General features: G+C 57.8%; 26 protein-coding genes, 4 tRNA genes and 1 pseudogene. 8 read left to right on the top strand and 23 right to left on the bottom strand.

What is annotated here, in order from left to right:
- The first annotated feature begins 290 nt into the window (after positions 1–290).
- Together ATI02_RS04075 and ATI02_RS04070 are read left to right on the top strand one after the other, a co-directional pair.
- Entirely contained in the window at positions 291–593 is a 303-nt protein-coding gene (locus tag ATI02_RS04075) for a hypothetical protein (protein ID WP_100845494.1), read from the top strand.
- A 288-nt stretch (positions 594–881) separates the two neighbouring features.
- Positions 882–1,094 (top strand): cold-shock protein, encoded by a 213-nt coding sequence (locus ATI02_RS04070; protein ID WP_003179963.1) that lies wholly within the window; start codon positions 882–884, stop codon positions 1,092–1,094.
- Between the two features lie 72 nt (positions 1,095–1,166).
- Here the strand turns inward: ATI02_RS04070 and ATI02_RS04065 are convergent, their stop codons facing one another.
- Positions 1,167–1,481 carry an I78 family peptidase inhibitor gene (locus tag ATI02_RS04065; RefSeq protein ID WP_095188386.1) on the bottom strand — a complete coding sequence of 105 codons (315 nt, stop codon included), beginning with the start codon at positions 1,479–1,481 and terminating at the stop codon, positions 1,167–1,169.
- A gap of 167 nt (positions 1,482–1,648) precedes the next feature.
- Positions 1,649–1,954 (bottom strand): hypothetical protein, encoded by a 306-nt coding sequence (locus ATI02_RS04060; RefSeq protein ID WP_095188385.1) that lies wholly within the window; start codon positions 1,952–1,954, stop codon positions 1,649–1,651.
- A gap of 132 nt (positions 1,955–2,086) precedes the next feature.
- Here ATI02_RS04060 and ATI02_RS04055 point away from each other — a divergent pair, with 132 nt between their 5' ends.
- Entirely contained in the window at positions 2,087–2,293 is a 207-nt protein-coding gene (locus ATI02_RS04055) for a hypothetical protein (protein ID WP_095188433.1), read from the top strand.
- A 34-nt stretch (positions 2,294–2,327) separates the two neighbouring features.
- Here ATI02_RS04055 and ATI02_RS04050 read toward each other — a convergent pair whose 3' ends face one another.
- The 8 genes from ATI02_RS04050 to ATI02_RS04015 all read right to left on the bottom strand — a co-directional run bounded on the left by ATI02_RS04050 (position 2,328) and on the right by ATI02_RS04015 (position 9,959).
- On the bottom strand, positions 2,328–3,356 hold the full coding sequence (locus ATI02_RS04050) for a nucleoside hydrolase (RefSeq protein WP_095188384.1): 1,029 nt from the start codon (positions 3,354–3,356) through the stop codon (positions 2,328–2,330).
- Positions 3,357–3,398: 42 nt separating this feature from the next.
- Positions 3,399–3,803 (bottom strand): D-ribose pyranase, encoded by a 405-nt coding sequence (gene rbsD, locus ATI02_RS04045; protein WP_095188383.1) that lies wholly within the window; start codon positions 3,801–3,803, stop codon positions 3,399–3,401.
- A complete protein-coding gene (rbsK, locus tag ATI02_RS04040) occupies positions 3,800–4,717 on the bottom strand; it encodes a ribokinase (protein ID WP_095188382.1) in 918 nt (305 codons plus the stop codon). Before rbsK ends, rbsD begins: the two co-directional genes overlap by 4 nt.
- A 24-nt stretch (positions 4,718–4,741) precedes the next feature.
- Entirely contained in the window at positions 4,742–5,761 is a 1,020-nt protein-coding gene (locus ATI02_RS04035; RefSeq protein ID WP_095188381.1) for a LacI family DNA-binding transcriptional regulator, read from the bottom strand.
- A gap of 3 nt (positions 5,762–5,764) precedes the next feature.
- Entirely contained in the window at positions 5,765–6,742 is a 978-nt protein-coding gene (locus ATI02_RS04030; protein ID WP_095188380.1) for an ABC transporter permease, read from the bottom strand.
- Positions 6,739–8,292 (bottom strand): sugar ABC transporter ATP-binding protein, encoded by a 1,554-nt coding sequence (locus ATI02_RS04025; RefSeq protein ID WP_100845493.1) that lies wholly within the window; start codon positions 8,290–8,292, stop codon positions 6,739–6,741. The genes ATI02_RS04030 and ATI02_RS04025 overlap by 4 nt, the downstream gene beginning before the upstream one ends.
- 56 nt (positions 8,293–8,348) lie before the next feature.
- Positions 8,349–9,305, bottom strand: coding sequence for a sugar ABC transporter substrate-binding protein (locus tag ATI02_RS04020; RefSeq protein ID WP_100845492.1), 957 nt, complete (start codon positions 9,303–9,305; stop codon positions 8,349–8,351).
- Positions 9,306–9,506: 201 nt separating this feature from the next.
- The gene (locus tag ATI02_RS04015) at positions 9,507–9,959 is read right to left on the bottom strand and encodes a hypothetical protein (protein ID WP_095188377.1); all 453 of its coding nucleotides are present in this window, start codon (positions 9,957–9,959) and stop codon (positions 9,507–9,509) included.
- A gap of 348 nt (positions 9,960–10,307) precedes the next feature.
- Here ATI02_RS04015 and ATI02_RS04010 point away from each other — a divergent pair, with 348 nt between their 5' ends.
- The 3 genes from ATI02_RS04010 (at position 10,308) to ATI02_RS04000 (ending at position 12,557) form a co-directional block, all read left to right on the top strand.
- Positions 10,308–11,396, top strand: coding sequence for an asparaginase (locus ATI02_RS04010; RefSeq protein ID WP_100845491.1), 1,089 nt, complete (start codon positions 10,308–10,310; stop codon positions 11,394–11,396).
- Between the two features lie 197 nt (positions 11,397–11,593).
- Positions 11,594–11,863, top strand: a complete 270-nt coding sequence (locus ATI02_RS04005) for a DUF1654 domain-containing protein (protein WP_371857618.1) — start codon at positions 11,594–11,596, stop codon at positions 11,861–11,863.
- Positions 11,864–11,867: 4 nt separating this feature from the next.
- A complete protein-coding gene (locus tag ATI02_RS04000) occupies positions 11,868–12,557 on the top strand; it encodes an endonuclease (RefSeq protein WP_095188373.1) in 690 nt (229 codons plus the stop codon).
- 55 nt (positions 12,558–12,612) lie between these two features.
- On the opposite strand, the gene ATI02_RS03995 is transcribed toward ATI02_RS04000, so the two are convergent.
- Together ATI02_RS03995 and ATI02_RS03990 are read right to left on the bottom strand one after the other, a co-directional pair.
- Positions 12,613–13,524: a siderophore-interacting protein gene (locus ATI02_RS03995; RefSeq protein WP_100845490.1), complete on the bottom strand. Its 912-nt coding sequence runs from the start codon at positions 13,522–13,524 to the stop codon at positions 12,613–12,615.
- Between the two features lie 87 nt (positions 13,525–13,611).
- Positions 13,612–13,980: an SPOR domain-containing protein gene (locus ATI02_RS03990; RefSeq protein ID WP_100845489.1), complete on the bottom strand. Its 369-nt coding sequence runs from the start codon at positions 13,978–13,980 to the stop codon at positions 13,612–13,614.
- A gap of 250 nt (positions 13,981–14,230) precedes the next feature.
- Between ATI02_RS03990 and csrA the strand changes: the two genes are divergently transcribed.
- A complete protein-coding gene (gene csrA / locus ATI02_RS03985; protein ID WP_003179932.1) occupies positions 14,231–14,425 on the top strand; it encodes a carbon storage regulator CsrA in 195 nt (64 codons plus the stop codon).
- A 232-nt stretch (positions 14,426–14,657) separates the two neighbouring features.
- On the opposite strand, the gene ATI02_RS03980 is transcribed toward csrA, so the two are convergent.
- Positions 14,658–15,113, bottom strand: a complete 456-nt coding sequence (locus ATI02_RS03980; protein WP_100845488.1) for a DUF2214 family protein — start codon at positions 15,111–15,113, stop codon at positions 14,658–14,660.
- A 470-nt stretch (positions 15,114–15,583) separates the two neighbouring features.
- Positions 15,584–15,660 (bottom strand) — tRNA-Val (locus ATI02_RS03975).
- 184 nt (positions 15,661–15,844) lie between these two features.
- Here ATI02_RS03975 and ATI02_RS03970 point away from each other — a divergent pair.
- Positions 15,845–17,128: an NAD(P)/FAD-dependent oxidoreductase gene (locus tag ATI02_RS03970; RefSeq protein WP_100845487.1), complete on the top strand. Its 1,284-nt coding sequence runs from the start codon at positions 15,845–15,847 to the stop codon at positions 17,126–17,128.
- Positions 17,129–17,173: 45 nt separating this feature from the next.
- Here ATI02_RS03970 and ATI02_RS03965 read toward each other — a convergent pair whose 3' ends face one another.
- From ATI02_RS03965 to ATI02_RS03925, 9 genes and pseudogenes are all read right to left on the bottom strand, one after another.
- Complete coding sequence (locus ATI02_RS03965) at positions 17,174–18,145, bottom strand: XdhC family protein (protein ID WP_095188368.1); 972 nt, start codon at positions 18,143–18,145, stop codon at positions 17,174–17,176.
- 1 nt (position 18,146) lies between these two features.
- Positions 18,147–19,382 carry a c-type cytochrome gene (locus ATI02_RS03960; RefSeq protein ID WP_100845486.1) on the bottom strand — a complete coding sequence of 412 codons (1,236 nt, stop codon included), beginning with the start codon at positions 19,380–19,382 and terminating at the stop codon, positions 18,147–18,149.
- A gap of 2 nt (positions 19,383–19,384) precedes the next feature.
- Positions 19,385–19,924, bottom strand: coding sequence for a (2Fe-2S)-binding protein (locus ATI02_RS03955; protein ID WP_100845485.1), 540 nt, complete (start codon positions 19,922–19,924; stop codon positions 19,385–19,387).
- Positions 19,917–22,748: pseudogene (locus ATI02_RS03950) on the bottom strand (xanthine dehydrogenase family protein molybdopterin-binding subunit). Before ATI02_RS03950 ends, ATI02_RS03955 begins: the two are co-directional and overlap by 8 nt.
- A 397-nt stretch (positions 22,749–23,145) precedes the next feature.
- Positions 23,146–23,222: transfer RNA gene (locus tag ATI02_RS03945), tRNA-Asp, on the bottom strand.
- Positions 23,223–23,317: 95 nt separating this feature from the next.
- Positions 23,318–23,394, bottom strand: a tRNA-Asp gene (locus tag ATI02_RS03940).
- A gap of 55 nt (positions 23,395–23,449) precedes the next feature.
- Positions 23,450–23,525: transfer RNA gene (locus ATI02_RS03935), tRNA-Val, on the bottom strand.
- 90 nt (positions 23,526–23,615) lie between these two features.
- The gene (locus ATI02_RS03930; protein WP_095188364.1) at positions 23,616–24,392 is read right to left on the bottom strand and encodes an SDR family oxidoreductase; all 777 of its coding nucleotides are present in this window, start codon (positions 24,390–24,392) and stop codon (positions 23,616–23,618) included.
- Positions 24,389–25,600, bottom strand: a complete 1,212-nt coding sequence (locus ATI02_RS03925; RefSeq protein WP_100845484.1) for an O-succinylhomoserine sulfhydrylase — start codon at positions 25,598–25,600, stop codon at positions 24,389–24,391. The genes ATI02_RS03930 and ATI02_RS03925 overlap by 4 nt, the downstream gene beginning before the upstream one ends.
- Between the last annotated feature and the right edge of the window lie 4 nt (positions 25,601–25,604).

Here is a 25,604-nt window from a genome sequence, read left to right as displayed (position 1 = left end):
TTCAATGACGAACGCCTGCCTTACAGCGGCAGGAGCCTTGCGGCCAACCGGAAAACCGAACCAGAGTGACTGGGATTCAAATCAGAGTATTCGCACGTTGAACGCTGCCGGGACTGAAGGTCTGCGGAGCCTGATAACGCTTGAGCCCGGCATGCTAGCACAGATGAGCGGTCACTTATGCCCCTGTTTCACCAGAAGGCACCTCGTCCGTTTTTATGCCAGAGTGCTGAACTTGACAGGCCATTACGCCCTCAGATAACAAGACATTGACCCACAAGGAGCATCTTCGCATGCGTCTGAATACCTTATTCGCTGTAGTCGCCCCCATTGTTCTGCTGCTGCCGCTGAGCGCCCATGCCGATTGGCCAAAGGGCGAACGCGATAAATATATGGCGCAGTGCACCCAGGCGGCTACTCCACAAATCGGCGCAGCCGCTGCCAAAGCACACTGTGCCTGTGGCGCTGATGCAATCAAGTCTTACCCGGCCAGCGACATTCAAGCGCTGATGGATAACAAGGCTACCCCTGAACTGCAGCAGAAAGCGCTGGGCCAAATCGCCAAATGCAAGGCCAGCACCCCGGCGAAAAAGTAAGTAAAAAAGAGTTCTGACTAGGCTCAGCGCCCTTAAAAACGGCTGATTTTGAGCCTTTTCGGACGATTTATGCAGGTTTTACAGGTTTTTTTATTGTCTTTACGTTTCGCTCAAAGCCTTTCAAACCGGGGCTTTCAGACGAAAAAGACAGCAAAGAAAACACGACTGATTGGCAAACAGCACGTCCGGGGGGCTCCCAAAGCGAACATTTCGACTATGATACCCGGGTGTGCCCAGTTGGCCTGAGCAGCACAGTACTGAAAAATATATGTTTCTTGGAGATACACCATGTCTAATCGCCAAACCGGCACCGTTAAGTGGTTCAACGATGAAAAAGGCTTCGGCTTCATCACTCCTCAAGGTGGCGGTGACGACCTGTTCGTACACTTCAAAGCTATCGAAAGCGACGGTTTCAAAAGCCTGAAAGAAGGCCAGACCGTTTCCTTCGTGGCTGAGAAAGGCCAAAAGGGTATGCAAGCTGCACAGGTTCGCCCAGAGTAATTTCTCGGCGCACTAAAAAAACCCCGTCCATGTGACGGGGTTTTTTATGCCTGCGACAAAGGCTGTCGGCAATCAGCCACAGTTGACGCGGGTGACCACCAAAGCGTTGTCGGTGTTCAGGTTCAGACGATCAGAGCGGTACTCCAGCGTGATCATGTCGTCAGGCTTGAGGAACCGCGCGTTTTGCGCACCGGCTTTGGCTCGGGCCTGCTCCAGCAATGCGGGCGAAGCTTTCTTGCCAATGGCGAATTCCGCCGCGCTCGCTTCACAGCGGCTACCGGCTTCTGGCGCAACGGGATCCTTTGCCGACTCGCTGGAGGTGGTGCTGCAACCGGCCAACATGGCAACGGCCATAAGTGCACCCAGAGATGCGAACTTCAAAGGCATGAAGCCTCCTTATTTTCAAATAATTAGCTGAGATCGTGCGACCGCCGATATGGCGCTTGGTTTCATGACAAATGCCATCACCCTGCCCCACGCTCGGAAAAACGCAGAGTGTGCCTGAGCAACACTCATTACTTCATTACTCAATCGTGACTGAATATTAACAATGCTCAGTAGACGTCGATGTAGTCAAACGGCGGATTGGGCCAGTTGTCTTTGAGCGCGTTGAAAATCTGCATCACCCACACCTCGTCACTGGCCGCGACATTGCCGACATAGCCCGAGCCCTTGGCCCAGGTTTCGAGACGAAACAACAGGCCGTCGATATCCTGCCCGCCCGTCACGCCGCAGGAAATATAAGCCATGCCGCCCTTGGTCACGCGCAACTGCGTGTGTTCATTATCACTGGCCGAGGCCAGCAAACGGCGCACCGCCTCAAGCGTCAGGCTTTCAGGGTTGTTCAAATCGATCTGCACAGCGCAATCCTGAGATTAACCGGAAAAGACCAAGTGTCGCATAGCGCTGCGCTCATGCCTAAGTCGCAGTGCCAAACGCCCGACAAAATGGTTAACTCGGCGTACAGACCTCCCGACTTTTCGAGCCTCATCATGACCAGCCTAAGCATCGAAGCCGACATCAAAGCCAAATGGGCAGACGGACACAGCTCCTATAGCCCGGGAACCACAGAAGAGTTGGCGCTTATTGGCATTGATCTACTGGTCAAGGATTTGGGGACACAAGCGGCCCAGCAATTCATCAAACAGATTTTCGAGAGATATCCGACCGAACACGTCGAGCACGCGCAGGGGGAATAAAAAACCCGCAAGCTGGCACCTGCGGGCTGATCGTTTACTTCAAGCGCTTCAGGCGTTCTGTCAGCAGATCAAAGAAGCCCTGAGCATCACCGTTCTCGACCCAGAAGGCATTTTTCGGCTGTTTCAAGCCGTCGTACCAATCGACAACAGTCTGGCCAAACGTGATGCCTTCGCGACTATCAACGGCCACATTCACCGAGCGGCCAGTGAAAAGTTCCGGCTTGAGCAGATAAGCGATAACAGTGGCGTCATGCACCGGACCACCCGGAATGCCGTAGTGCTCCATGTCGCCTTTGATGTACTCGTTAAGAATGTCACCAACGATTTTGCTCGCGTTATTGTTCAGCGCGGCGATTTGCTTCAGGCGTGCATCGCTGGTGAGGATCTTGTGGGTTACGTCCAGCGGCAGGTAGGTCAGCTTCACGCCACTTTTGAGCACTACCTCAGCGGCTTGCGGGTCGGCAAACAAGTTGAATTCGGCCACTGGGGTGATGTTGCCGCCATTGAAGTGCGCACCGCCCATAATCACCACTTCCTTGATGCCCTGGACAATCTCCGGTTCCTGGATCAACGCCAGCGCCAGGTTGGTCTGTGGGCCGAGCATGGCGATGGTGATGCTGTGTGGCTTGGCCTTTTTCAGGGTATCGATCAGGTAGTTGACCGCGTTGCCTTCAGCCAGGCCTTTTTTCGGTTCGTGCACGGCGACACCCGACAGGCCTTCTTTACCATGGATGTTCTCGGCGTAGATCGGCGTACGCATCAGCGGCTTTGGCGCGCCTGCGTAAACCGGTACATCCTCGCGCCCTGCCCACTCACGAGCCAGACGCGCGTTACGCGAAGTCTTGTCGAGGCGAACGTTGCCAGCCACGGTGGTCAGGGCACGAATGTTCAGCTCGTCCGGCGAAGCCAGCGCGAACAGCAAGGCGACCACGTCGTCGGCACCCGGATCGGTGTCGATGATCAGGTCGATTTTTTCCGCCGCGTGAGCGCCGGTCGCGGTTATCACGGACAAAAGCAGCAGACTCCGGATTAGTTGATGCAGTTTTTGAGCATAGCGTTGCATGGCGCATTCCTTGTGCAGGTGAATCGATAGTTAAAACGTAAATTAGAACGTGACACCGGCCACCAGCACGATGTTGCAGTACGGCTGACATTCGCCTGTACGCACAATCGCCCGCGCCTGACGGCTGAGAACCTTGAATTGCTCGTGACTGAGCAGATCCCGACGACCCAGTGCACCTTCTTGATTCAACTCGTCCAGCGCAGTCAGCGCTGTCGGTTGCTTGTCGAAAATCTCTTTGGCCAGCGCATGGCTTTCGACCTGCATTTCGCTGAGCACGACCTTCAGCGTGCTGACGAAATCCGGAACACCGTGGGTCAGCGCCAGATCGATCAGTTCGACACCCGGCGGCACCGGCAACCCGGCGTCACCAATGACCACCATGTCGCCATGGCCCAGGGAGGCGATCAGCCGCGACAACGCGACGTTGAGCAAAGGAGTCTTTTTCATGCGGGTTTAAACGCCTGTACGTCGGACATTGTAGGGATAGAAGGCTGTGCGCCGGCGCGAGTCACCGACAATGCGGCGGCAATCTGCCCGTAGCGAATCGCTTCGGCCTCAGACTTGCCGGCTGCCAGCGCAGCGGCAAAACCGCCGACAAAGGTATCCCCCGCCGCCGTGGTATCGACCGCTTTCACTTTTGGCGCCGGGAATTGCTCAAAACCCTTGCCGTTGGCGAACAAGGAGCCCTCGGCCCCCAGAGTGATGATTACTTTGCCCGCGCCCATCGCAATCAGCTGACTTGCCGCGGTTTTTGCGGTTTCCAGCGAGTCGACCGGCAAGCCGCTCAACGCGGCGGCTTCGCTCTCGTTGGGAATCAGATAATCGATTGACGCGAACCACTCTGTCGGCAATGGACGGCTGGCTGGCGCCGGATTAAGGATAACGGTCTTGCCCAACTCACGGGCGCGCTTTAGCCCGTAGCCCACCGTTGCATCCGGAATTTCGAGCTGACAAATGACCACATCGGCAGCCCGCAATACCGCATCGAACTGGTCGATCACCGCTGGCGACATTGCACCGTTAGCTCCGGCGACAATCACAATGGCATTCTGACTATTGTCATCAACCACAATCAACGCCACACCACTGGAATCCTCAACGACGCTCACCGCCTGACAATCGATCTGTTCGGCCAGCAAGGCGTCACGCAATTGCACGCCATAGTCGTCGTTGCCAACGCAACCGACCATGGCCACTTGTGCCCCCAGTCGCGCGGCAGCCACGGCCTGATTGGCGCCTTTGCCGCCAGACACGGTGGCGAAGGAATGACCGATCAGTGTTTCACCGCCCCGGGGCAGCCGAGGTGCCCGGGTCACCAGATCCATGTTCAGGCTGCCTATTACCACTACATTTGCTGGCATACATCATTACTCGTCAATTCGGTTTCAGCGGTATTCGGTGAACACGCCGGACAGCGGCGCGGTCGACTCGCGCAAGACAATACTCGGGGTCACGATCCGTTGATCGGTGCCCAGGCTCGGGGTAGCAATCCTTCGCAGCAATACTTCGGCCGCCATCTCGCCCAGTTGCAGGATCGACTGGCCGACGGTGGTCAGTGCCGGGTAGACGTAACGGCTCATCTGGATATCGTCGAAGCCGATGACTGACAGCTCGGTGGGCACTCGCACATTACGCTCTGCCGCCGCGCGCAGCACACCGATACCAATCATGTCATTACCCGCGAAGATCGCGCTCGGCGGATTCTTTTCAAGCAAAACGGCCGCAGCGTTGTAACCGCCGGTACTGGTGAAGTCACTTTCCAGCATGCGCTCCTGGCGCACCTCGATGCCGGCCTCTTTCAGCGCCCGGCAATATCCGGCCTGACGCATTTGCGCCACGCTTGTGCTCGCCGGGCCACCGATGGTCGCGATGTCGCGGTGACCCAGCTCCAGCAGATGACGGGTGGCGAGGTACGCGCCGTATTCATGATCGATGCGCACCAGATCGGCATCAACGCCGTCCAGTCCACGGTCGACAATCACCATAGGCGTTTTCACCCCGGCCAACCCCTGCGCCAAGCCACTGTCACCGCCGGCAGAGGCGACGATCAAGCCGTCGATGCGTTTTTCCAGCAGAACACGCAAATAGCTTCGTTGTTTTTCCGGGTTGTCATCGGAGTTACAGAGGATCACGCAGTAGCCGTTACGCTCGCAGTAATCCTCGATGCCCCGCGCCAGTTCAGCGAAGTACGGGTTGAGACTGTTGGGCACCAATAAACCAATAGTTGCAGTGGTCTTGGCTTTCAGCGAACGCGCCACCGCACTGGGTACATAATCGAGGCTCTTGATGGCTGCCTCGACTTTCAGCCGCACTTCCTGACTGACCGGCCGGGAGTTGTTCACCACGTGCGACACGGTCGTATAGGAAATCCCCGCGAGAGCCGCCACATCCTTGATCGTCGCCATGTCTCAGCCCCGCCGACTGGCGCGTTGGCTGCGATAGGTATCGAGCACTACCGCAATGACAATCACTGCGCCGGTGATGATGCGCTTGGTCGGCTCGGTTGCACCGATCTGCGCCAGACCGGCCGCCAGTACGGAAATAATCAACACACCGAAGAATGTGCTGATTACCGAACCCCGGCCGCCCATCAGGCTGGTGCCGCCGATCACTACCGCGGCGATCACTTGCAGTTCCAGACCGGAACCGGCATTCGGGTCAGCCGCTTCCAGACGGGAAATCTGAAACAGCGCGGCGATACCGGCCAGCAGGCCCATCAGGCTGAAGACCAGAATCTTGTAGGGCTTCGGATTGATCCCCGCCAGGCGCACAGCCTCTTCGTTGGTGCCGATGCCGATCAGGTAACGGCCGAACACCGTGCGCGTCAAAACCGCCTGCGCGACAAAGATCACCAGCAAGGCAATGATGAACGATGGCGAGATACCGAACGCGATCGGGTTCGACAGCCAGGCAAACGAATCGCCGATGTAGGCCGTGCGCGAACCCGTCATCTGGTAAGCCAGACCGCGGGCCATTTCCAGCACGCCAAGGGAAACGATAAACGAAGGTATCCGCCACGCTACGGTGATCGAGCCAGTGATGGTCCCGGCCAGAGCCGCAACTGCCATGCCGAGCAGCGCCGAGGGCAAGACGCTCCAGCCCCAGCCGAGCATGGCGACGCTGACCGTCGATGCCGCCAGCGCCAGCACTGAGCCCACCGAAAGGTCGATGCCACCGATGATCAGCACGAAGGTCATGCCCACAGCCAGAACCATCAGGTCGGGGATCTGGTTGGCCAGCGTACTGAAGGTGTTATAGGACAGAAAGTGGCTGCTCAAGACCGAGAACAGCGCGATCATCGCCAGCAAGGCACCGGCCAGGCCGAGATAGGTGCCCAGTCCGTAGAAATTGCCACTACGTTTACTGGCAGGAGATGCAGTTTTCATGGGAGATCCCTAGGCGCCGCTTCGTTGAGCAACGCATCACGTTTTTGGTAGCCGGCGAACGCGGCGGCGAGCAAATCATCCTGGGTCCAGCTGTCACGCTCGAAGGTGTCGATCAGACGTCCGGCCGACAGCACACCGATCCGGTCGCAGATCAGCATCAATTCACGCAGGTCACTGGACACCACCACCAGCGCTTTGCCCTGTCGAGTCAGTTCACCAAGCAAGGCATAAATGTCGAACTTGGCGCCGACATCGATGCCCCGGGTCGGCTCATCGAACAACAGCACCGAGCAATCTCGCTCAAGCCAACGGCCGATCACGACTTTCTGCTGGTTGCCGCCGGACAACTCGGACACCAACTGCGTAGGGCTGGAACTGCGGATTCGCATGGCATCGATCTGACGCTGCGCCAAAGAGATTTCGTCGCCATTGTTGACGAAACCAGCACTGGAAATTTCCGACATGTTACCCAGGGCGATATTGGCGCTGATCGACTGGCTGAGCAGCAAGCCTTCGCCCTTGCGGTCCTCGGTAATCAACGCGATGCCATTGCGCACCGCATCCACCGGCGAACGCACGTTCACCACTCGCGCTGGCGAGCCCAGCGCAATCGTGCCGCTGTCGGCGACATCGGCACCGAAAATCAAACGCAGCAGTTCTGTGCGCCCTGCTCCGATCAGCCCGGAAATCCCGTAGATCTCCCCGGCCCGCACTTCGAACGAGACATCGCGCACTTTGTCGGAGCGAGTCAGACCTTTGATCGTCAACGCTGGCGCGCCAATCTTGCGCGGCCCCATGTCGATATGCTCGCCCAGTTCACGGCCGACCATCAGCGTCACCAGTTGCTCGCTGTTGTAGTTGGCCATCGGCTCGACGCAGACCAGATTGCCGTCACGCAGTACGGCAATGCGTTGCGCTACTCGCGCCAGCTCTTCCAGACGGTGGGAAATGTAGATGATCGAAACGCCCCGCGCCTGCAAACGGGTGATCTGCTCGAAGAGCATTTCAACTTCACGCGCGGTGAGCATCGCGGTCGGCTCGTCGAGAATCAGTACATGACAATCGCCGATAAGATTACGGGCGATTTCGACCATCTGCTGATGCCCGATGCCCAACTCCCCGACCAGCGTGTCCGGATCGATCGCGTCGAGCCCGACCTGCGCCATGGCTTCGATGGCGGCTTTACGCAATTGCTTGCGGCTGATCCAGCCACCATTGCTCGGCAGATTGTCGAGAAACAGGTTTTCCGCAACCGACAGCGTCGGTAACAGATTGAGTTCTTGCATGACCATGCGCACGCCGAGATCTTCAGCCTGGGTGCGACTGCCTGGGCAATAGTCCTTGCCCTGATATTGCATCTGGCCGGTGGTCGGAGTGACCAAGCCGCCAATGATCTTCGACAGGGTGCTTTTCCCGGCGCCATTCTCGCCGGTCAGCGCCAGCACTTCACCGCGCATCAGCGTCAAATCGATGCCGGCAAGCACCGGTTGCGCATAGGTCTTACCGATACCGCGGACCGAGAGGACAGCGTTCGGGGCGGAAACTGACATAAAAACTCTCCATGCGCTCGCCCGGACGGACGAGCGCCATTGTGTCGCCAGAAGACTTACTTGGTGACCAGCTCGACCGGCGTTTCAATCACGCCATTGGCACCGCTGTCGACCTTCTCGCCCTTGATGATTTTCAGCGCGGTCTCGATGCCGAACACAGCTTGTTTGGCGGCATATTGATCGGCAGTCGCCAGGACACGACCATCCTTCAACATTGGCTTGATGGCATTGATGTTGTCGTAGCCGACAACCTGCACCTGACCCGCCTTGCCGGCGGCACGCACGGCGGAAACGGCGCCGACAGCCATGCTGTCGTTACCCGCCAGCAGCGCTTTCACATCCGGGTATTCACTGAGAATCGATGCGGCAACCTTGTTGCCTTTGTCGATTTCCCAGTCACCGGACTGCAGGGACACGATCTTGATCTGCGCCGCCTCCATCGCATCCTTGAAACCAGCGGTACGCTGCTGGGCATTGGTCGTCGTGGAGACGCCTTCAATGATGCCGACTTCGTCACCGGCCTTGAGCTGCTTGGCCAGGTACTCACCGACCAGACGTGCACCTTTGCGGTTGTCCGGGCCTACGAATGGCACGCTGATGTTTTTGCTTTTGACGATTTGCGGATCGAGCTGGTTGTCGATGTTGATCACGGTGATGCCGGCGTCGACGGCTTTCTTGATCACCGGCACCATGGCCTTGGAGTCAGAAGGTGCGATGACCAGGGCATTAACTTTGGCCAGAATCATTTGCTCGACGATGCGGGTCTGGCCCGCCGTGTCGGTTTCGTCCTTGATGCCGTTGGAGATCAGGTCGAAATCGGCGGAGTGTTCTTTCTGGTAGGCCTTGGCGCCATCTTCCATGGTCAAGAAGAACTCGTTGGCCAGAGATTTCATGACCAGTGCGACTTTAGGTTTTTCAGGGGATTCGGCGAACGCCGAAGAGACAGGTAGTGCAGCGGCTGTGGCAGCCAGCATAGCGACAGCAAGAAGACGTCCAGCAAATGGCAGCTTCATGGGTTCACTCCGATCTTATGATTATTGTGAGCAACGCTTGCGCTGGCTTAAGCTCCGTTGCTTGCACCGAGAGCATAGTGCACCGGGAAAGCCGCGCAAACGTTTGCGTAGACCGAACTATGCGAATCCCGCCGACATTTGTCAACAATCAGAAATCGTCATTTATTGTAGGTCGAATCCACCGACTCGCCCTATCAATGCTTACACCGTTGTGCTGACCAGGTTACCGCTCGTGGAGTCCTTGGACATTTCCTTGAGCAGTGCACCTGCGACTTCCATCAACGCGCCGCTGGTTTGCGCGATCTGCCCCTGAATGGACATGACCGCCTGCGACTTGGCTTCGGGCGTTGGATAGCTCGCCGCTTGTGCTGCCGCCAGTTGCTGTTGCTGCTCCTGAAGCTGCTTCTGTAATTCTTGCATCCGTTTGAGCAGCATCTTGACGGTAATGCTCAGATTATCGCCGCTGCTCTCGGCAGCCTTGCTTGCTTCCTGTGCGGGACCACCGGTTCTGACCTGATTGCTCTCTTCTTTCTCGATGCCCAGCGCCTCGGCAGAAGCGTCCGCTTCCGCTTGATTCAATGCATTGATCGTCGCTGCGGTTTTGCCGCCGATGGTGACGGCACCGGGGTTTGAAAGACCGATCGTCAGTGACATGTGAACTCCCAAAATTTCAGATTCCTTGAACACCCATCGGCCTGCGCGATGGTTTCTTTAGCAAAGAATCTGAAACTGCAATCCAGTTTGCTCGACAGAAGCAGTAGCCCTTTTCGGGGAGCCGAACGCGAAAGGAACCATTGTTCGGAAACCCGGATGAAGGATTTACCCTGCGAACTTAACACTTACGAAATCTTGATATAAATCATCAGGTTAAACACTTCCCTGGCGCAAAGTACGTCTGGTACAAATCCTGCTCCTTTCATCGCACTCCGGGCATCCAGATCGGCTCGGGGCGCATCTAGATGAACCTGCATCAGCACCGTCTCACTACTAGAGAGAAAAATAATGACATCTGCTTTCAAAACCTTCGTTCCGGGCACCTTGGCCCTCCTCCTGCTCCTGCCTACTGCCCTACAGGCAAAAGAAGCCGAAACACAGACCAAACTTGCCAACGTCGTAGTACTCGCCACTGGCGGCACCATTGCCGGCGCCGGTGCCAGCGCAGCCAACAGCGCCACTTATCAAGCCGCCAAGGTTGGCGTTGAACAACTGGTTGCCGGTATCCCCGAACTGAACAAACTGGCGAATGTGCGTGGCGAACAAGTCATGCAGATCGCTTCGGAAAGCATCACCAACGACAACCTGCTGCAGTTGGGCCGTCGTGTCGCCGAACTGGCTGACAGCAAAGACGTCGACGGTATCGTCATTACACACGGCACTGACACCCTGGAAGAGACCGCTTACTTCCTGAACCTGGTAGAGAAAACCGACAAGCCGATCATTGTTGTAGGCTCGATGCGTCCGGGCACCGCCATGTCGGCGGACGGCATGCTCAACCTGTACAACGCCGTGGCCGTGGCCAGCAGCAAAGAGGCACGCGGCAAAGGCGTACTGGTGACCATGAACGATGAAATCCAGTCCGGTCGCGACGTCAGCAAAATGATCAACATCAAGACCGAAGCATTCAAAAGCGCATGGGGCCCACTGGGCATGGTGGTTGAAGGCAAATCCTACTGGTTCCGCCTGCCAGCCAAGCGCCACACCATGGATTCGGAATTCGACATCAAAAATATCAAGAGCCTTCCTGATGTCGAAATCGCCTATTCCTACGGCAACGTGAGCGACACCGCCTACAAGGCACTCGCCCAGTCCGGCGCCAAAGCCATCATTCACGCCGGTACCGGCAACGGCTCGGTGTCCTCCCGCGTGGCTCCATCCCTGCAAGCATTGCGCAAGGATGGCGTGCAAATCATCCGCTCGTCCCACGTTAACGCTGGCGGTTTCGTTCTTCGTAACGCCGAACAGCCTGACGACAAGTATGACTGGGTCGTTGCTCACGACCTGAATCCGCAGAAAGCGCGCATCCTGGCAATGGTCGCACTGACCAAAACCAACGACAGCAAAGAGCTGCAACGGATGTTCTGGGAATACTGATTGAACTTCGCCCGACCCATTCTTGGTCGGGCATCCTTCCACCACCTGCCGACATTGGTGGGTGGTGCGACGCCTACAAAACGTCTGCATTTTTCCTACAAAAAATCGACAAGGCTCACACCAAAACAAGAAAAACGCTGTCAGAGGATTTTCTTGAATTTTAAGCAGTTGCGAAAATGCTTACAGTTAAATACTGTATGCACGTACAGCTTAATAAGGATAACCTCGTGGCCACCTCCCCTGATGCTCCTGACGCTTATGAACGCATGGGTATGCGCGTTCAGAAAATCATCAATTCCCCCACCGCACAAAAAGCCAAAGCTGCACTGATCTTCCGCCTCCCGGAAGAGCCGATGGATGACTGGGAGCGCCTGCTCGAGGAAATCGACGAGAACGACAACGTCACCCTCGCCTATCGAGACGATGGCGGCGTGCAGATTTTTTGGGTTGTGCCGAAGGAAGATTGATTCAATGATTTCCCGCTGTTTTGCTTTGCTGTTGCTGTTCATCGCCATGGGCGCCCAAGCTGGCGCGCCTCGCACCTTTACCGAAGCCAAGAAGGTCGCCTGGAAACTGTATGCGCCGCAATCCACCGAGTTTTATTGCGGGTGTAAATACACCGGCAACAGGGTTGATTTGAAAGCCTGCGGCTATGTCCCCCGCAAAAATGCCAAACGCGCATCGCGCATCGAGTGGGAGCACATCGTGCCGGCCTGGCAGTTCGGCCATCAGCGCCAATGCTGGCAGGAAGGTGGACGCAAGAATTGCACTCGTTACGACCCAACCTATCAGAAAGCCGAAGCTGACCTGCATAACCTGGTGCCGAGTATTGGCGAGGTCAACGGTGATCGCAGCAATTTCAGTTACGGCTGGCTGCCCGTGCAATCCGGCCAGTACGGCTCATGCCTGACCCAGGTCGACTTCAAGGCCAAGAAGGTCATGCCCCGCCCTTCGATTCGCGGCATGATCGCCCGCACCTATTTCTACATGAGCAAACAGTACGGCTTGCGACTGTCGAAACAGGATCGCCAACTTTACGAGGCGTGGGACAAGACCTACCCAGTGCAAGACTGGGAACGCCAGCGCAATCAGAGCGTGGCGTGCGTGATGGGGCGCGGCAATGAATTTGTCGGCCCTGTGAACATGAAAGCCTGCGGCTGATCGCAGCACAAAAAAGAAAGGCCTCGAACGCCAAGTTCGAGGCCTTTCTTTTTGGCTAACCGCCGGATTTGTTGTAACGCCAATAGCCCATCAGATTGAGTGATTCGCGAGGGATACCGCATTCCTTGATCAAGTATCTGCGCAGGCTCATCACCGCCGCAGACTCTCCGCCGACCCAACCGTAAAATCCTTCGGGGGCCGCCTCGGCAGTTTCCCAGAGAATGTCCTTGTCTATGTCGACATTGACCAACTCGACCGCACGCCCCGGCGAAGAGATACAAACAGGCAGCTTTGCATCGCACACCGCTTTTACCATCAAAGCTCCGGCGACCGCTTCAGGCGCTTGATCCCGGATCAACCACCGCGCTGACAGCCCTGGCCAGTCAGGAATGGCAAGCCTATCCAGAGCGCTATCCACTTCGAAGAACGCCTGGACCTGGGGTGGCTCAGCGAGCCCCGCCAACTCATCAAGAATACCCATGGCAGCCGGCAGCGCAGTCGCGTCAGCGACGAGTAGAACCTGCTTGAGCACTTTCGGCGGCTTCCATTCGAATCCACCAGCATCGCGGGCGGAGAAATGACGGTCAGGCGCGAGGATCTGCATCGACTCACCCGGTTGCGCTCGCAGTGCCCAACGCGAAGCCGGGCCGGTCTCACCATGCAGGACGAAATCGATATCCACCTCCCCCAGTGAGGCGCGCAAATGGCGAATCGTGTAGGTGCGCATGGCGGGACGTCGATCCGCCAGCATCGCCCGGAAGCGAGCGTACCAACCGTCTCCTTGGGAAAGTCGTGATTGCGAACCATCGGCGGCCGGAAAAAACAGCTTCACCCGTTGATCCGGCGCCCAAGTGGCCATTTCGTTGACTGACGGGCCGCAGAGCGTGATCCGCATCATATGCGGGCTCAACTGCGTTTTACGATGCAAGGTGACATCGAACAATTTGTAGGGGTTGGCGGAGGCCATGGGGAGCTCCTTCTGGAAATCATCAGCGACTTCAAAAGGAACGAATCGCGTTGGATGACCTTTAGGCAGCTCCGCCGAATGAATCGCTTACGGCGTGAGCGGATGCTCAACCAACACCGATTCGACATTCTGCTTTTTGGCCTTCACCAATGCCGCATCGACTTGCACCTTGCGAGCTTGCGCCTCGGCCTGGGAGTTGAACGGGCCAATCAGAATCCGCGTTTTGCCGCTAGCGTCCTTGATGACCGTCGGCACGAAAGCATGTTCGATCAGCCAGCCACTCAAGTCGCTGACTGCCTGAGGCGTTTCACCGCGCACCTCGAGATCCCACTGCGGCGCAGAGGTTACCGCAGGAGCGGCGGCGACTGTCGTTTTCGGCTTTGGAGTATCAACACTCTTGCCCTCCCCACATCCTGCCAATGCCAGTGCCGCGACTATCCAGACCAATTTGCGCACAACGCTTTCCTCGAAAATCTCAAAGCGGCGATCTTATCATTCATAAATACTTCGCGAGCCCCGCAAAATGGGCACAAAACAACGAGATTGATGATTGCAGCCTCTGTATAGTTACGCCCTGGGAATTAATGCCACATCTGCGCGTCAGAAAGAGGCACCCAAACCATGAGAAGTCGCACTAATCTATACGTACCACCGACCTCTGCACTGTCTGAATCAGGTGCCCTACAAAGCAATCAAGGAGAAGACCATGCTGATACTCACCCGCAAAGTCGGTGAAAGCATAAACATTGGTGATGACATCACCATCACCATTCTGGGCGTTAGCGGCCAGCAAGTACGAATCGGTATCAACGCTCCGAAAAACGTTGCGGTGCACCGTGAAGAGATTTATCAACGCATTCAGGCCGGGCTGACCGCCCCGGACAAGCCACAAACTCCCTGAGTCGCCTCGCAGTCAGTAGCCAGTTCGTTTGCCTCGTGTAATGACTGGCTAGAGATTCACGCGCCGTATTGCCATCCGCTCCCCACTCCGTTGGGCACGGCGCCTGACACGCAACGCCGCTTCCGATCACTCTCACTTCTATACTCCTATCCCCTGTTGCCGCCCGATACTACCTGCCATTTTTAAGACTGGCTGTCGGACGTTTCCGACAGATCACTGGGAATTCGCCCTCCTAAGAGAATGTCACGCCTCGCGCCATACCTGTGGCCGCTATTACCATCAACACGAGCAACAGCGCCTCGATATGACTGATTCGCGAGTACAACTTTGCACGCCCCGTTTCGAGTGCCGCACCGCGCGCTGATGCGATTCGCCATTTGACCAATGTGATCATCGGCGCGAGCTCTATCAGCAGGATGAGCACAAACAGCGTCATCTTCAGATGGAACAGCGGCTGATGAAGATAGTAGTCAGTGCCCTTTTCATATCCACCAAACGCCCGCATCCCACCCGTCACAAGCAGAATCAACGCAGAAATACCCCATAGATTATCGGCGAGCAAAACCCGTCGGGCCTCCCCCATGCCGGCGGCCAAGCGACTGAACGCCGCTCCGCGCGTCAGCACTGCCCAAAAGCCCAAGGCAAAAGCCAATAGATGAATAGCCGCCAGAAACCAGTGAACCAGCATCGACACACTCCTTTTGAAAGCGTTGGAAATCGGCCAGTCAGTAGTAGTTGAAAATGTTCGGATTTGCCCGCGCAGAGTCGCCGGACAAAGAGGAAGCACCGCGGAAGCCAAATCGCAGGCAAAAAAAATCCCAAGCAGCTGATGGAAGCTTGGGATTTAAAAATGCATAAACCGTGGTGGTGAACGCAGGGCGGATGTTACTGAAATCCACGTTCGGTAACAACGTTTTTTTGATAACCGGTTAGTTCGTAACATCCGTAAGCCATTAAATATCCACAGTATTTTCATGAACGATAGACCAGGCGCATTGAAATATCGAGCGATTCAGATCGAAGCAGAATACCCACCTGAAAAACAAAACCCAGATACCAGAAAGGAGCAAGGCCAGGAATTTCGCAAATCGCAGACAACAAAAAAGGGCCCACCTTTCGGTGGGCCCTTCTAGACCGCCCAGCAGAGCGGATTTTGTTTGGTAGGCGCGATTGGACTCGAACCAACGACCCCCACCATGTCAAGGTGGTGCTCTAACCAACTGAGCTACGTGCCTGCTGTGAGGCGGCATTCTACGGAATTCCGGAGGGGTGTCAACACCTTTTTTTCACCTAACCCTATGAATATGCAAAATATTTAATTTCCGGCCAGCCAGGAAGATTTTTCCGGTAGCTGGCGGAGGTTTTTCAACTCGGGTAGGATCAGCGCACTCGTAAAATATATTAAACAGAGGCTGCAGGATGGCGACCACCCTTTACCCAGAGTCTTATTACGCTGCGTCGGCGAATGCCGTACCGCCACGTCCGGCCTTACAGGATGATGTGGAGACGGACGTGTGTGTGATCGGCGCCGGGTATACCGGGCTGTCCTGCGCGCTGTTTCTGTTGGAGAACGGTTTTCGCGTGACCGTGCTGGAAGCGGCCAAGGTCGGCTTCGGCGCATCGGGCCGCAATGGCGGGCAGATCGTCAACAGCTACAGCCGCGACATCGACGTGATCGAACGCACCGTCGGTCCCAGGCAGGCGCAATTGCTTGGGCAGATGGCTTTCGAAGGCGGGCGCATCATTCGCGAACGCGTAGCGAAGTACAACATCCAGTGCGACCTGAAGGACGGCGGTGTGTTCGCAGCGCTGTCGGCCAAACAGATGGGGCACCTGGAATCGCAGAAGCGTCTGTGGGAGCGCTTCGGTCATACACAGCTCGAACTGCTCGATCAACGCCGCATTCGCGAAGTCGTGGCCTGCGATCAATATGTAGGCGGGATGCTCGACATGAGCGGCGGGCATATTCACCCGTTGAACCTGGCGCTCGGTGAAGCGGCTGCGGTGGAGTCCTTGGGTGGCACTATCTATGAACAATCGCCGGCAGTGCGTATCGAGCGCGGCGCCAACCCTGTTGTGCATACGCCGCAAGGCAAGGTCAGGGCCAAGTTCATCATCGTTGCCGGCAACGCCTACCTCGGCAATCTGGTGCCGGAACTGGCGGCCAAATCCATGCCGTGCGGCACGCAGGTGATTACCACCGAGCCTCTGGGCGATGAACTGGCAAAGACCCTGCTGCCGCAGGACTACTGCGTCGAAGACTGCAACTACCTGCTCGACTACTACCGACTGACAGGTGACAAACGCCTGATCTTCGGCGGTGGCGTGGTGTATGGCGCACGGGATCCGGCGAACATCGAAGCAATCATCCGCCCGAAAATGCTCAAGGCATTCCCGCAACTCAAAGACGTGAAAATCGACTACGCGTGGACCGGAAATTTCCTGCTGACACTGTCGCGCTTGCCGCAGGTAGGTCGCCTGGGCGACAACATCTATTACTCGCAAGGCTGCAGCGGGCACGGTGTGACTTATACGCATCTGGCCGGCAAGGTGCTGGCTGAGGCATTACGTGGTCAGGCGGAGCGTTTTGATGCGTTCGCTGATCTGCCGCACTACCCGTTCCCTGGCGGGCAAATGCTGCGTACACCGTTTGCGGCGCTAGGCGCCTGGTATTACGGTCTGCGCGACAAGTTCGGGATGTAAAAAAGGCCGCTGAAAAGCGGCCTTCTTATTCAGCGCGAAACACTGTCAGAGCTGATCCCGAGTAATCCCGCTACGAATCCGCAAGATATCGGCAAGCACCGCCAAGGCAATCTCCGCCGGGGTCTTGCTGCCGAGGTTAAGCCCGATCGGCGCATGGATCCGCGCCAACTCGCCCTCCCCCAACCCGCCAATACGGCGCAAACGCTCGAAGCGTTTCTGCGACGTCTGCTGCGAACCCATGACGCCGATGTAGAACGCTTCGGTGCGCACAGCCTCCATCATCGCCAGATCGTCGATGCGCGGATCGTGGGTCAGTGCCACCACCGCCGTGTCGCGATGACAGCCACCGTCGGCAATGAACACCGAGGGCAATTGCCGACGAATCTCCACACCGTTGAGCACCACACCTTCCAGCACCTCATCGCGCGGATCACAGAGAATCACCTCAAACCCCAAACCCACCGCGAACTCGGCACACGCCTGCGCGACGCTGGAATACCCGGCGAGCAACAAGCGCTGAGCCGCGCCGACACGGATGCGTACACGATCAATCTCACGTTCGATCCGCGCCCCCTGCTCGCGATCAGCAAACAGACTGCGCGCACCGTTGACCAGATCTACCTCGCGAATCAGCCGACGCCGACCGAGCAGCGCCGACTCCAGCTCATGCAGATGCGCCTGCACATCACAGCCAGCGTCAAATTTCTCTACCAGCACATCGAGAATGCCGCCACAAGGCAGGCTGACCCGCGAACGCGGATCTTCACCCTCCCCGTAGCGCACCACGTTGACTGCATCGAGAAACGCACCTTCGGCGACACGCTCGAGAAAATCCTCCTCGACACAACCACCCGACAGCGACCCGATCCACTGTCCACCGTCGTTCACTGCCAGCAGCGAACCCGGCGCACGCGGTGCCGAACCATAAGTGGTCAGCACGGTGCAGAGCCAGATGCGCCGCCCCGCCAACGACCATTCCAGGGCCCGTTGCACCACTTGCAGATCAAGATGCTGCATATCAGTGCGCCTTGTGCTCGATGGCAGGTGCGTCAGCTTGCAACTTCTGCACATCGCTTACTGCCAGTTCAGCAGGCTGTCCACCCCAACCCTGACGCAGGTAGTTCAGCAGATCGGTCAGTTGCTCAGCACTGAGCTTGTCGGCAAAACCCGGCATCGGCTGCATGTGTTCGAACCCGGAGAATTTCTGCTCGCCGATGCCGTCCTCGATTACCCGCAACAGGTTACGCGGGTCTTCCAGACGCAACGTGGTGTTGCCGCGCATGGCCACCGCAATGTGCGGCTTGCCTTCGCCACCCGCAGCATGACAACCGGCGCAGACGTTCAAGTATTCCTGACGGCCGCGCTGGGCACTCGGGCTGAGTTTGTCCAGCGGCACTTCGGTCAGCTCTTTTGCCGCTGGCGGTTGATCGCCAAGCAGGAATGTCGCCATCGCCGCCAGATCTTTATCGTTCAGACCCTGGGTGCTGTTATGGAACACCGGGAACATCTCGTTGAACATCGTGCCTTGCGCACTCATGCCGTGTTTGAGGAACGTGCTCAGGTCCTGATGATTCCAGCCACGTGCCGCCAGATCAGTGGCCAGCAAGCTCGGTGCCAGATAACCATTGAGGATGCCGCCGGTGAGGCGCTTGTCCATCTGCATCGCGCCCGGCAGACCACGTGGCGTATGGCATTCACCGCAGTGGCCAAGCACGTCAACCATGTATTGGCCGCGCTTCCAGGCTTCGCTTTTGCCTTCGCCAGACTCAAGCTTCACGTCTGTGCCGTACATCATGTTCCAGCCCATCAGGCCCAGACGCACATTGAACGGAAAGCTCAGGCTGGTGACCGGTGATGCGCGCTCGATCGGCTCGACGGTTTTCAGGTACGCATGAATCGCATCCGAATCTTCACGCGGCACCAGGTGATACGAGGTGTACGGCATCGCCGGATACAGATTCGCACCGTCACGACGCTTGCCTTTGGTGAGCGCAGCGAAGAACTCGTCATCGTTATACAAACCGATGCCATGCTCTTTACTCGGGGTGATGTTGGTGCCGTAGATCGTGCCGAACGGCGAAACAATCGGCAGGCCGCCGGCATACGGCGCGCCACCCGGTGCGGTGTGGCACGCCATGCAGTCGGCGGCACGGGCGAGGTATTCGCCGCGCTTGACCTGATCATCGGCATGCGCAAAAAGCACCGGCGCAGCCAGCCCGACCGCCAAGGTCAGGCGGGTCAATAAAAGCTTCATGCTTAACCCTCCTTGACCAGGCCGAGATCGGTCAGCACATTGCGGGTAGCATTGTAGTAACGCACGTACCCGGTGCAACGACAGATGTGATGGCCGAGGCTGTCCTCGATGACTTGTTCCAGTTGGCTTTTGACGATCGGCTGGCGTTGCAGCTTTTCTACCAGCACTGTCGCGGCATTGACGAAGCCCGGTGCACAGTAGCTGCACTGGAAGGCGAACTCGTCGACGAAACGCTGCTGGATCGGATTCAGCTCAGTGACCTGCCCATCTTCGTCACGCTTGGCGTGGCTTTCGATGGTGCGGACTTTCTTGCCTTCGAAGTAATGCGCGCCGGTGATGCAGGTGCGCACTTCTTCGCTGGTGCCGTCCGGGTTGTCGACGATCACCACGCAGGCGTGGCAGATACCCTGACCACAGCCCATACGCGAGCCAGTGAGATTCTTGTATTCGTGCAGGTAGTCGATCATCGGCAGGTCATCAGGGATGTCCACCGGGCCGACGGATTGACCATTGAGGGTCAGTTGAAGCGGACGGTTAGCCATTGAGGGCCTCCTTGATGCGCGCAGCAGTGATTGGCAGATCGCGAACACGCTTACCGATGGCGTGCGCCACGGCGTTACCGATGGCACCGACTACCGGGATCATCACCACTTCGGCGATGCCTTTGGACGGATCGCTTGGCGACAGCGGCGGCAGAATTTCCGCCGTCTGTTTCCACACCGCAACGTGACGCGCCATCGGCAGACGGTAACGGTTGAAGTTCCAGTCACCCTCCCCCGGCCCGCCTTCGTACAGCGGCATTTCTTCCATCAATGCGTGGCCGATACCCATGGCGATACCGCCCTCAAGTTGGCCCTTGACCAGCTCTTCGACCAGCACACGCCCGCACTCGACCCACGAATGGTGATTGAGCACTTCGACTTCCAGCGAACCTTTGTTGACCTTCAACTCGACCAGCGTGGCGACCGGGCTGTAGTAAGTCACGGCAGCGTTGTTCAGTTGGGTCACCGGATAGTTGATGTTCTGGCGGTCCAACAGGTGGAAACCGGCCGTGCTCATCAACGCTTGCTTGGCCTTCGGTGCGCCGTCGCCATACTTCACCGCCAGACCGTCCAGCGGCAGACGCTCTTTCACGCCGTCGATGCTGTATTCGGCCTCGGCCCAGCTCCAACGGTTGAATCCGTGAACAGTCGCGCCAGTCACCAGACCACGCTCGTGAGCGCGCTTGGCCAGCTCTTCGAAGCTCAACGGCTGCATGCCGTTGGCGGTGAGCTTGCCGTCGACCCAATGCGCATCTTCGCGACGCACCACGTAAGGGTTGGCCTGACCGCCGTACGGACCCTGACGCCAGATCTCCAGCGCTGCCGGCCACAGACCGTGATTGAACAGCACACGCGCCGCTTCGCGGGTGGCATGGCTGAAGTAATAAGCCGAGTTGGTCGCTGACGAGGCCGAGGCCAATTTGCCGACCCAGCGCGGGTTGCGCAGCAGGTTGTCCTGCTCGGCCTGGCTCATGATGTAAGGGTTGCCGCTGGTGATCAGCTGCATTTCCTTCCATTCGGTTTCGCCCGTCTTCACTTCGTGCGCCGGGTTGCCGAGGAAATCGGCAACGACCAGCGCTTGCGAAGTGGACATGCCGGTGCCGATTTCAATACCGATGTGGCGCAGGCTGATGCGACCTTCTGCGGTGAACTCGATGCTGGCCATCGGCGCTTCGGAACCGGTGCCGAAGTCTTTCTGGCAAATGGCGAAACCGACGCCATACCAGTTGTCCGGGTCTGCCGCTTCGCGCTGTTGCTTGATCGCGTCGCGGTTTTTCCAGACTTCATGCACCGAAGCCTTGTCGAGAATCTCGTGCAGGCGCAGCGCACCGGCAGGAATCGCACCCTGGGTGTTTTTCATGCCCGAACGCAGAGCGTTTTTGCGGCGTAAATCAATTGCATCGACACCGAGACGATTGGCGATTTCGTCGACCATCATTTCGGTCGCCGCCATGCTTTGCAGGGTGCCGTAGCCGCGCATCGAGCCCGCTTCAACGCCCCGCGAGTGGTAAGCGGTGACCTGCAGGTCGTTCTGCGGCATGTAGTAGATCGATTGCGCGGCCGTGGCGCCAACCGCTGCCACGGATGGGCTGTAGTTGATGCGACCGCCACCGTCGACGCTCATTTCGGCGCGGAAGATCTTGAAGCTGTAGTCGTTCTTGTCCACGGCCAACTGGTAGCGAATATCGAACGGGTGACGCTTGATGCCGCTCTGGAACTGCTCGTAGCGGTCGTTGGCCAGACGCACCGGCACACCGGCACCGTACAACGCGGCTAGAGCTGCGTAGTAGACAAAGATGTTGTGGTCTTTGGAACCGTAACCCACGGTGTAACCGGGGTGCATGTTCAGGTTGGCCAGGCCGAAGCGAGACGGCGAAATCATTTTCGCCGTCTCGGTCGCTGCTTCCAGTGGGCACTGGGTCGCCACGACGAAGTGCAAAGTCTTGGTCGCTGGATCGTACCAACCGTTGCCGTTGTCCGGCTCCATGGCGGCCGGTTCGATCGACGGGGTCTTGTAGCGCTCGTCGAACACCAGCCAGTTGTCCGGCGGTGTGTCGATCTCTTTCTTCATGCGCTCAGCGTAGAACAGACCGCGCTCAGTCAGGTTGCCGTGCAGGTTCGGCTGGGAGTTCCACACCGGGCGACGGTTTTTCAGCATCGGGAAGAGGATCGAGTCCTTGAGGCTGGCGAATTCATCTTCGTCTGCCGAGGTCGGGCCACCCACACGCACGTAGCGGAAGCTGCCATAGGGATCGCCTTCGTAGAACGGCACTTGAGCACCGTAACGAATCGCTTTGTCATTGAATTTGAGTTTGTTCTTGGCCTGGCGGAAACGCTCGAAGTCGTTCCAGATCAGGATCGCCACCGGGTGGCCGATGAACATCGGCACTTTGCCAACCGGCAGTAACGGATCGGGCGCGTGCTCCTCCGGGAAGACGATGCCGTCGTTGTCCAGATCGGCAGCGGTAACAATGCGGTCCGGCTGCAAGTCGGCGCCGAGCCACGACAGGTCGTAGCCGTCGTAGATCCGGTCGGCCTTGATGGTTTTCAGCAGCATGGCGTGGCCTTGCTGCTCCGGTCAGCCCGGCATGTCCTTGGAACGGATGTCGCGGGCAAATACTTTACTGCCGCAAACCTTGGACAGGGCATCGTTACGCTGGCGTGCCTTGCCGTTGTTGCCGAGCCACTTCTCGGACGGCACGGTCACGCTGTTTTCCATCAAGGCAGCCAGCGCCTGACTGCTGAGCGGCGTGAGCGTGACGCTCACACCCGCCACCAGTCCGCTCTGGAGGAACGAACGCCGGGATATTTCACGGTTGGACATGGATCATCCTCTGGGCGGTTATGTGTCCGCCCTTCTGGTTATCTACTGGGAATCTCGAGTCTTGCAGAAGCTCTTTCTGGCGAAGCGAAGAGCTGTGTTGACAGTGCAAAGCTGACCGAAAGGTTAACTTTAAAGGTTTCTGAGCTTCCGGCAAACAACCAGTTACAAAAATTTGACTAAAGAATCAAAAAATCAATGCGACGTGGCACCGCAGCAGATCGCTGGACATATCGCTCCCACAGGGATTTGCGCTGGATTGAGGAGGGAGGAAGAGAGGAAAAGCCAAATTGCAGACACAAAAAACCCCGGTCTTTCGACCAGGGTCTTTGCTATCGGATCCGACTCAGCGAGGCTGACTTCGGTGCTTCAAGGCGTTCAGTGGTCCTTGAAGCAGATATGGCGCAGCGGACGGGACTCGAACCCGCGACCCCCGGCGTGACAGGCCGGTATTCTAACCGACTGAACTACCGCTGCGTATCGCTTTGAGCTTGCGCTCAAGTAACTCGTTTTGACTGTAAAGCTTCGGTGCTTTGCAATCGCGAACCAGACAGTGCCTGACTCGTAAAATATGGCGCAGCGGACGGGACTCGAACCCGCGACCCCCGGCGTGACAGGCCGGTATTCTAACCGACTGAACTACCGCTGCGCGTCGGTGCAGGCACTTTCAGCCTACCTCTTGCTTTCACAAGTTTCTCGGGGAGTGGTGGGTGATGACGGGATCGAACCGCCGACATTCTGCTTGTAAGGCAGACGCTCTCCCAGCTGAGCTAATCACCCGTTTGCATCTCCGAGGCCGCGAAATTTACGCAGATAGCGAACCTAAGTCAATAGCAGGATTGAAGTTTTTCTAAAAAAGACGAAATTGAGTCATTCCGTATAGATCATCTTCTTGGTCATACCGCCATCGACCACAAATTCCTGCCCGGTGACAAACCCGGCATTCCTCGACAACAGCCACGCCACCATCGCCGCCACGTCCTCGACCGTCCCTACCCTGCCCGCTGGATGCTGGGCATGATCAGCATCGGCCAGCGGCTCGGCCCGACGCGCAGACGGATCCCGCGCATCGATCCAGCCCGGGCTGACCGCATTGACGCGAATCTCCGGCCCCAGGCTGATCGCCAGCGCATGCGTGAGTGCCAACAAGCCACCCTTGCTCGCCGCATAGGCCTCGGTGTCCGGTTCCGACTGACCGGCACGTGTCGACGCCAGATTGACGATCGACCCATTGTGCGCCCGCAAATAGGGTGCGCAATGCTTGGCCAACAGCATTGGCCCACCGAGATTCACCGCCATCACCCGATTCCAGTACGCCAGATCAAGGCTTTCCAGCGTGATGTTGTGCGGATCAGCCACCGCCGCGTTGCACACCAGCGCATCGAGACGGCCAAACTGCCCCAACACCTCGGCCACACCTAGCGCGACCTGACCTTCATCCGCCACATCCATGGCAATGAACCAGGCGTTTTCGCCCAGCACCTTCGCCACTTTCGATCCGCGCACTCGGTCCAGATCAGTCAGCACCACTTGCCAGCCTTCGCTGATCAACCAGGCTGCAATGCCCAGACCGATACCGCGCGCGGCGCCCGTGACCAGCGCAACGCGGCCATGGGTTCCGGCTTTCGGAGTGGACAACTCGATCACAGCGCCGCCAGACCGCGCGCCAGATCGGCTTGCAGGTCGGCGACATCTTCCAGACCGACCGCAATGCGGATCAGACTGTCACGAATACCCGCCGCTTCACGCTCCTGCGGCGCCAGACGACCATGGGAAGTGGTGCTCGGGTGGGTGATGGTGGTTTTGCTGTCGCCGAGGTTGGCGGTGATCGAAATCAACCGCGTCGCATCGATAAAGCGCCACGCGCCCTCTTTGCCGCCCTTGACCTCAAAGCTCACCACGGCGCCGAAGCCCTTCTGCTGACGCTGCGCCAACTCATGCTGCGGATGGCTCTTGAGACCGGCGTAATGGACTTTCTCGATGCCTTCCTGCTGTTCCAGCCATTCAGCCAGTTGCTGGGCATTGGCACAGTGTGCCTTCATCCGCAGATTCAGGGTTTCCAGGCCTTTGAGGAAGATCCACGCGTTGAACGGGCTCAAGGTTGGCCCGGCGGTACGCAGGAAGCCGACCACTTCTTTCATCTGCTCGCTGCGACCGGCGACTACACCGCCCATGCAACGGCCCTGGCCATCGATGAACTTGGTGGCCGAATGCACAACGATGTCTGCGCCCATTTTCAGCGGCTGTTGCAACGCCGGGGTGCAGAAGCAATTGTCGACCACCAGCATCGCGCCTTTGGCGTGAGCGATTTCTGCCAGCGCAGTGATGTCCACCAGCTCGGCCAGCGGATTGGATGGCGACTCGACAAAGAGCAGTTTGGTGTTGGGCTTGATCGCCGCATCCCAGGCCGACAGCTCGGCCAATGGTACGTAATCGACTTCCACGCCAAAGCGCTTGAAATACTTTTCGAACAAGCTGATGGTCGAGCCAAACACACTGCGCGAAACCAGAACGTGGTCACCGGCACTGCACAGGCTCATCACCACCGCCATGATCGCCGCCATACCGGTCGCGGTGGCAACGGCCTGCTCTGCGCTCTCCAGCGCCGCAATACGCTCTTCAAACGCGCGAACGGTCGGGTTGGTGTAGCGCGAGTAAACGTTGCCCGGCACTTCGCCGGCAAATCGCGCGGCCGCATCGGCAGCGGTGCGGAACACATAGCTGGAGGTGAAGAACATCGGATCACCGTGCTCGCCTTCCGGCGTACGGTGCTGACCGGCACGTACGGCCAGGGTATCGAACGCTACGCCTTCGAGGTCGCTATCCAAACGACCGGCATCCCATTCCTGACTCATGCTG

The sequence above is a fragment of the Pseudomonas baetica genome (assembly GCF_002813455.1).
GTDB classification, from domain to species: domain Bacteria; phylum Pseudomonadota; class Gammaproteobacteria; order Pseudomonadales; family Pseudomonadaceae; genus Aquipseudomonas; species Aquipseudomonas baetica.
Note: the sequence above shows the minus strand (reverse complement) of the source record. Positions and strands in the feature narration are given on the sequence as shown.

Bases quoted from the DNA above. Each gene is read 5' to 3' on its own strand.
- ATI02_RS04075 (WP_100845494.1), top strand. From the start codon at position 291: ATGCGTCTGAATACCTTATTCGCTGTAGTCGCCCCCATTGTTCTGCTG.
- ATI02_RS04070 (WP_003179963.1), top strand. From the start codon at position 882: ATGTCTAATCGCCAAACCGGCACCGTTAAGTGGTTCAACGATGAAAAA.
- ATI02_RS04065 (WP_095188386.1), bottom strand. From the start codon at position 1,481: ATGCCTTTGAAGTTCGCATCTCTGGGTGCACTTATGGCCGTTGCCATG.
- ATI02_RS04055 (WP_095188433.1), top strand. From the start codon at position 2,087: ATGACCAGCCTAAGCATCGAAGCCGACATCAAAGCCAAATGGGCAGAC.
- ATI02_RS04050 (WP_095188384.1), bottom strand. From the start codon at position 3,356: ATGCAACGCTATGCTCAAAAACTGCATCAACTAATCCGGAGTCTGCTG.
- rbsD (WP_095188383.1), bottom strand. From the start codon at position 3,803: ATGAAAAAGACTCCTTTGCTCAACGTCGCGTTGTCGCGGCTGATCGCC.
- rbsK (WP_095188382.1), bottom strand. From the start codon at position 4,717: ATGCCAGCAAATGTAGTGGTAATAGGCAGCCTGAACATGGATCTGGTG.
- ATI02_RS04035 (WP_095188381.1), bottom strand. From the start codon at position 5,761: ATGGCGACGATCAAGGATGTGGCGGCTCTCGCGGGGATTTCCTATACG.
- ATI02_RS04030 (WP_095188380.1), bottom strand. From the start codon at position 6,742: ATGAAAACTGCATCTCCTGCCAGTAAACGTAGTGGCAATTTCTACGGA.
- ATI02_RS04025 (WP_100845493.1), bottom strand. From the start codon at position 8,292: ATGTCAGTTTCCGCCCCGAACGCTGTCCTCTCGGTCCGCGGTATCGGT.
- ATI02_RS04020 (WP_100845492.1), bottom strand. From the start codon at position 9,305: ATGAAGCTGCCATTTGCTGGACGTCTTCTTGCTGTCGCTATGCTGGCT.
- ATI02_RS04015 (WP_095188377.1), bottom strand. From the start codon at position 9,959: ATGTCACTGACGATCGGTCTTTCAAACCCCGGTGCCGTCACCATCGGC.
- ATI02_RS04010 (WP_100845491.1), top strand. From the start codon at position 10,308: ATGACATCTGCTTTCAAAACCTTCGTTCCGGGCACCTTGGCCCTCCTC.
- ATI02_RS04005 (WP_371857618.1), top strand. From the start codon at position 11,594: ATGCACGTACAGCTTAATAAGGATAACCTCGTGGCCACCTCCCCTGAT.
- ATI02_RS04000 (WP_095188373.1), top strand. From the start codon at position 11,868: ATGATTTCCCGCTGTTTTGCTTTGCTGTTGCTGTTCATCGCCATGGGC.
- ATI02_RS03995 (WP_100845490.1), bottom strand. From the start codon at position 13,524: ATGGCCTCCGCCAACCCCTACAAATTGTTCGATGTCACCTTGCATCGT.
- csrA (WP_003179932.1), top strand. From the start codon at position 14,231: ATGCTGATACTCACCCGCAAAGTCGGTGAAAGCATAAACATTGGTGAT.
- ATI02_RS03980 (WP_100845488.1), bottom strand. From the start codon at position 15,113: ATGCTGGTTCACTGGTTTCTGGCGGCTATTCATCTATTGGCTTTTGCC.
- ATI02_RS03970 (WP_100845487.1), top strand. From the start codon at position 15,845: ATGGCGACCACCCTTTACCCAGAGTCTTATTACGCTGCGTCGGCGAAT.
- ATI02_RS03965 (WP_095188368.1), bottom strand. From the start codon at position 18,145: ATGCAGCATCTTGATCTGCAAGTGGTGCAACGGGCCCTGGAATGGTCG.
- ATI02_RS03960 (WP_100845486.1), bottom strand. From the start codon at position 19,382: ATGAAGCTTTTATTGACCCGCCTGACCTTGGCGGTCGGGCTGGCTGCG.
- ATI02_RS03955 (WP_100845485.1), bottom strand. From the start codon at position 19,924: ATGGCTAACCGTCCGCTTCAACTGACCCTCAATGGTCAATCCGTCGGC.
- ATI02_RS03925 (WP_100845484.1), bottom strand. From the start codon at position 25,600: ATGAGTCAGGAATGGGATGCCGGTCGTTTGGATAGCGACCTCGAAGGC.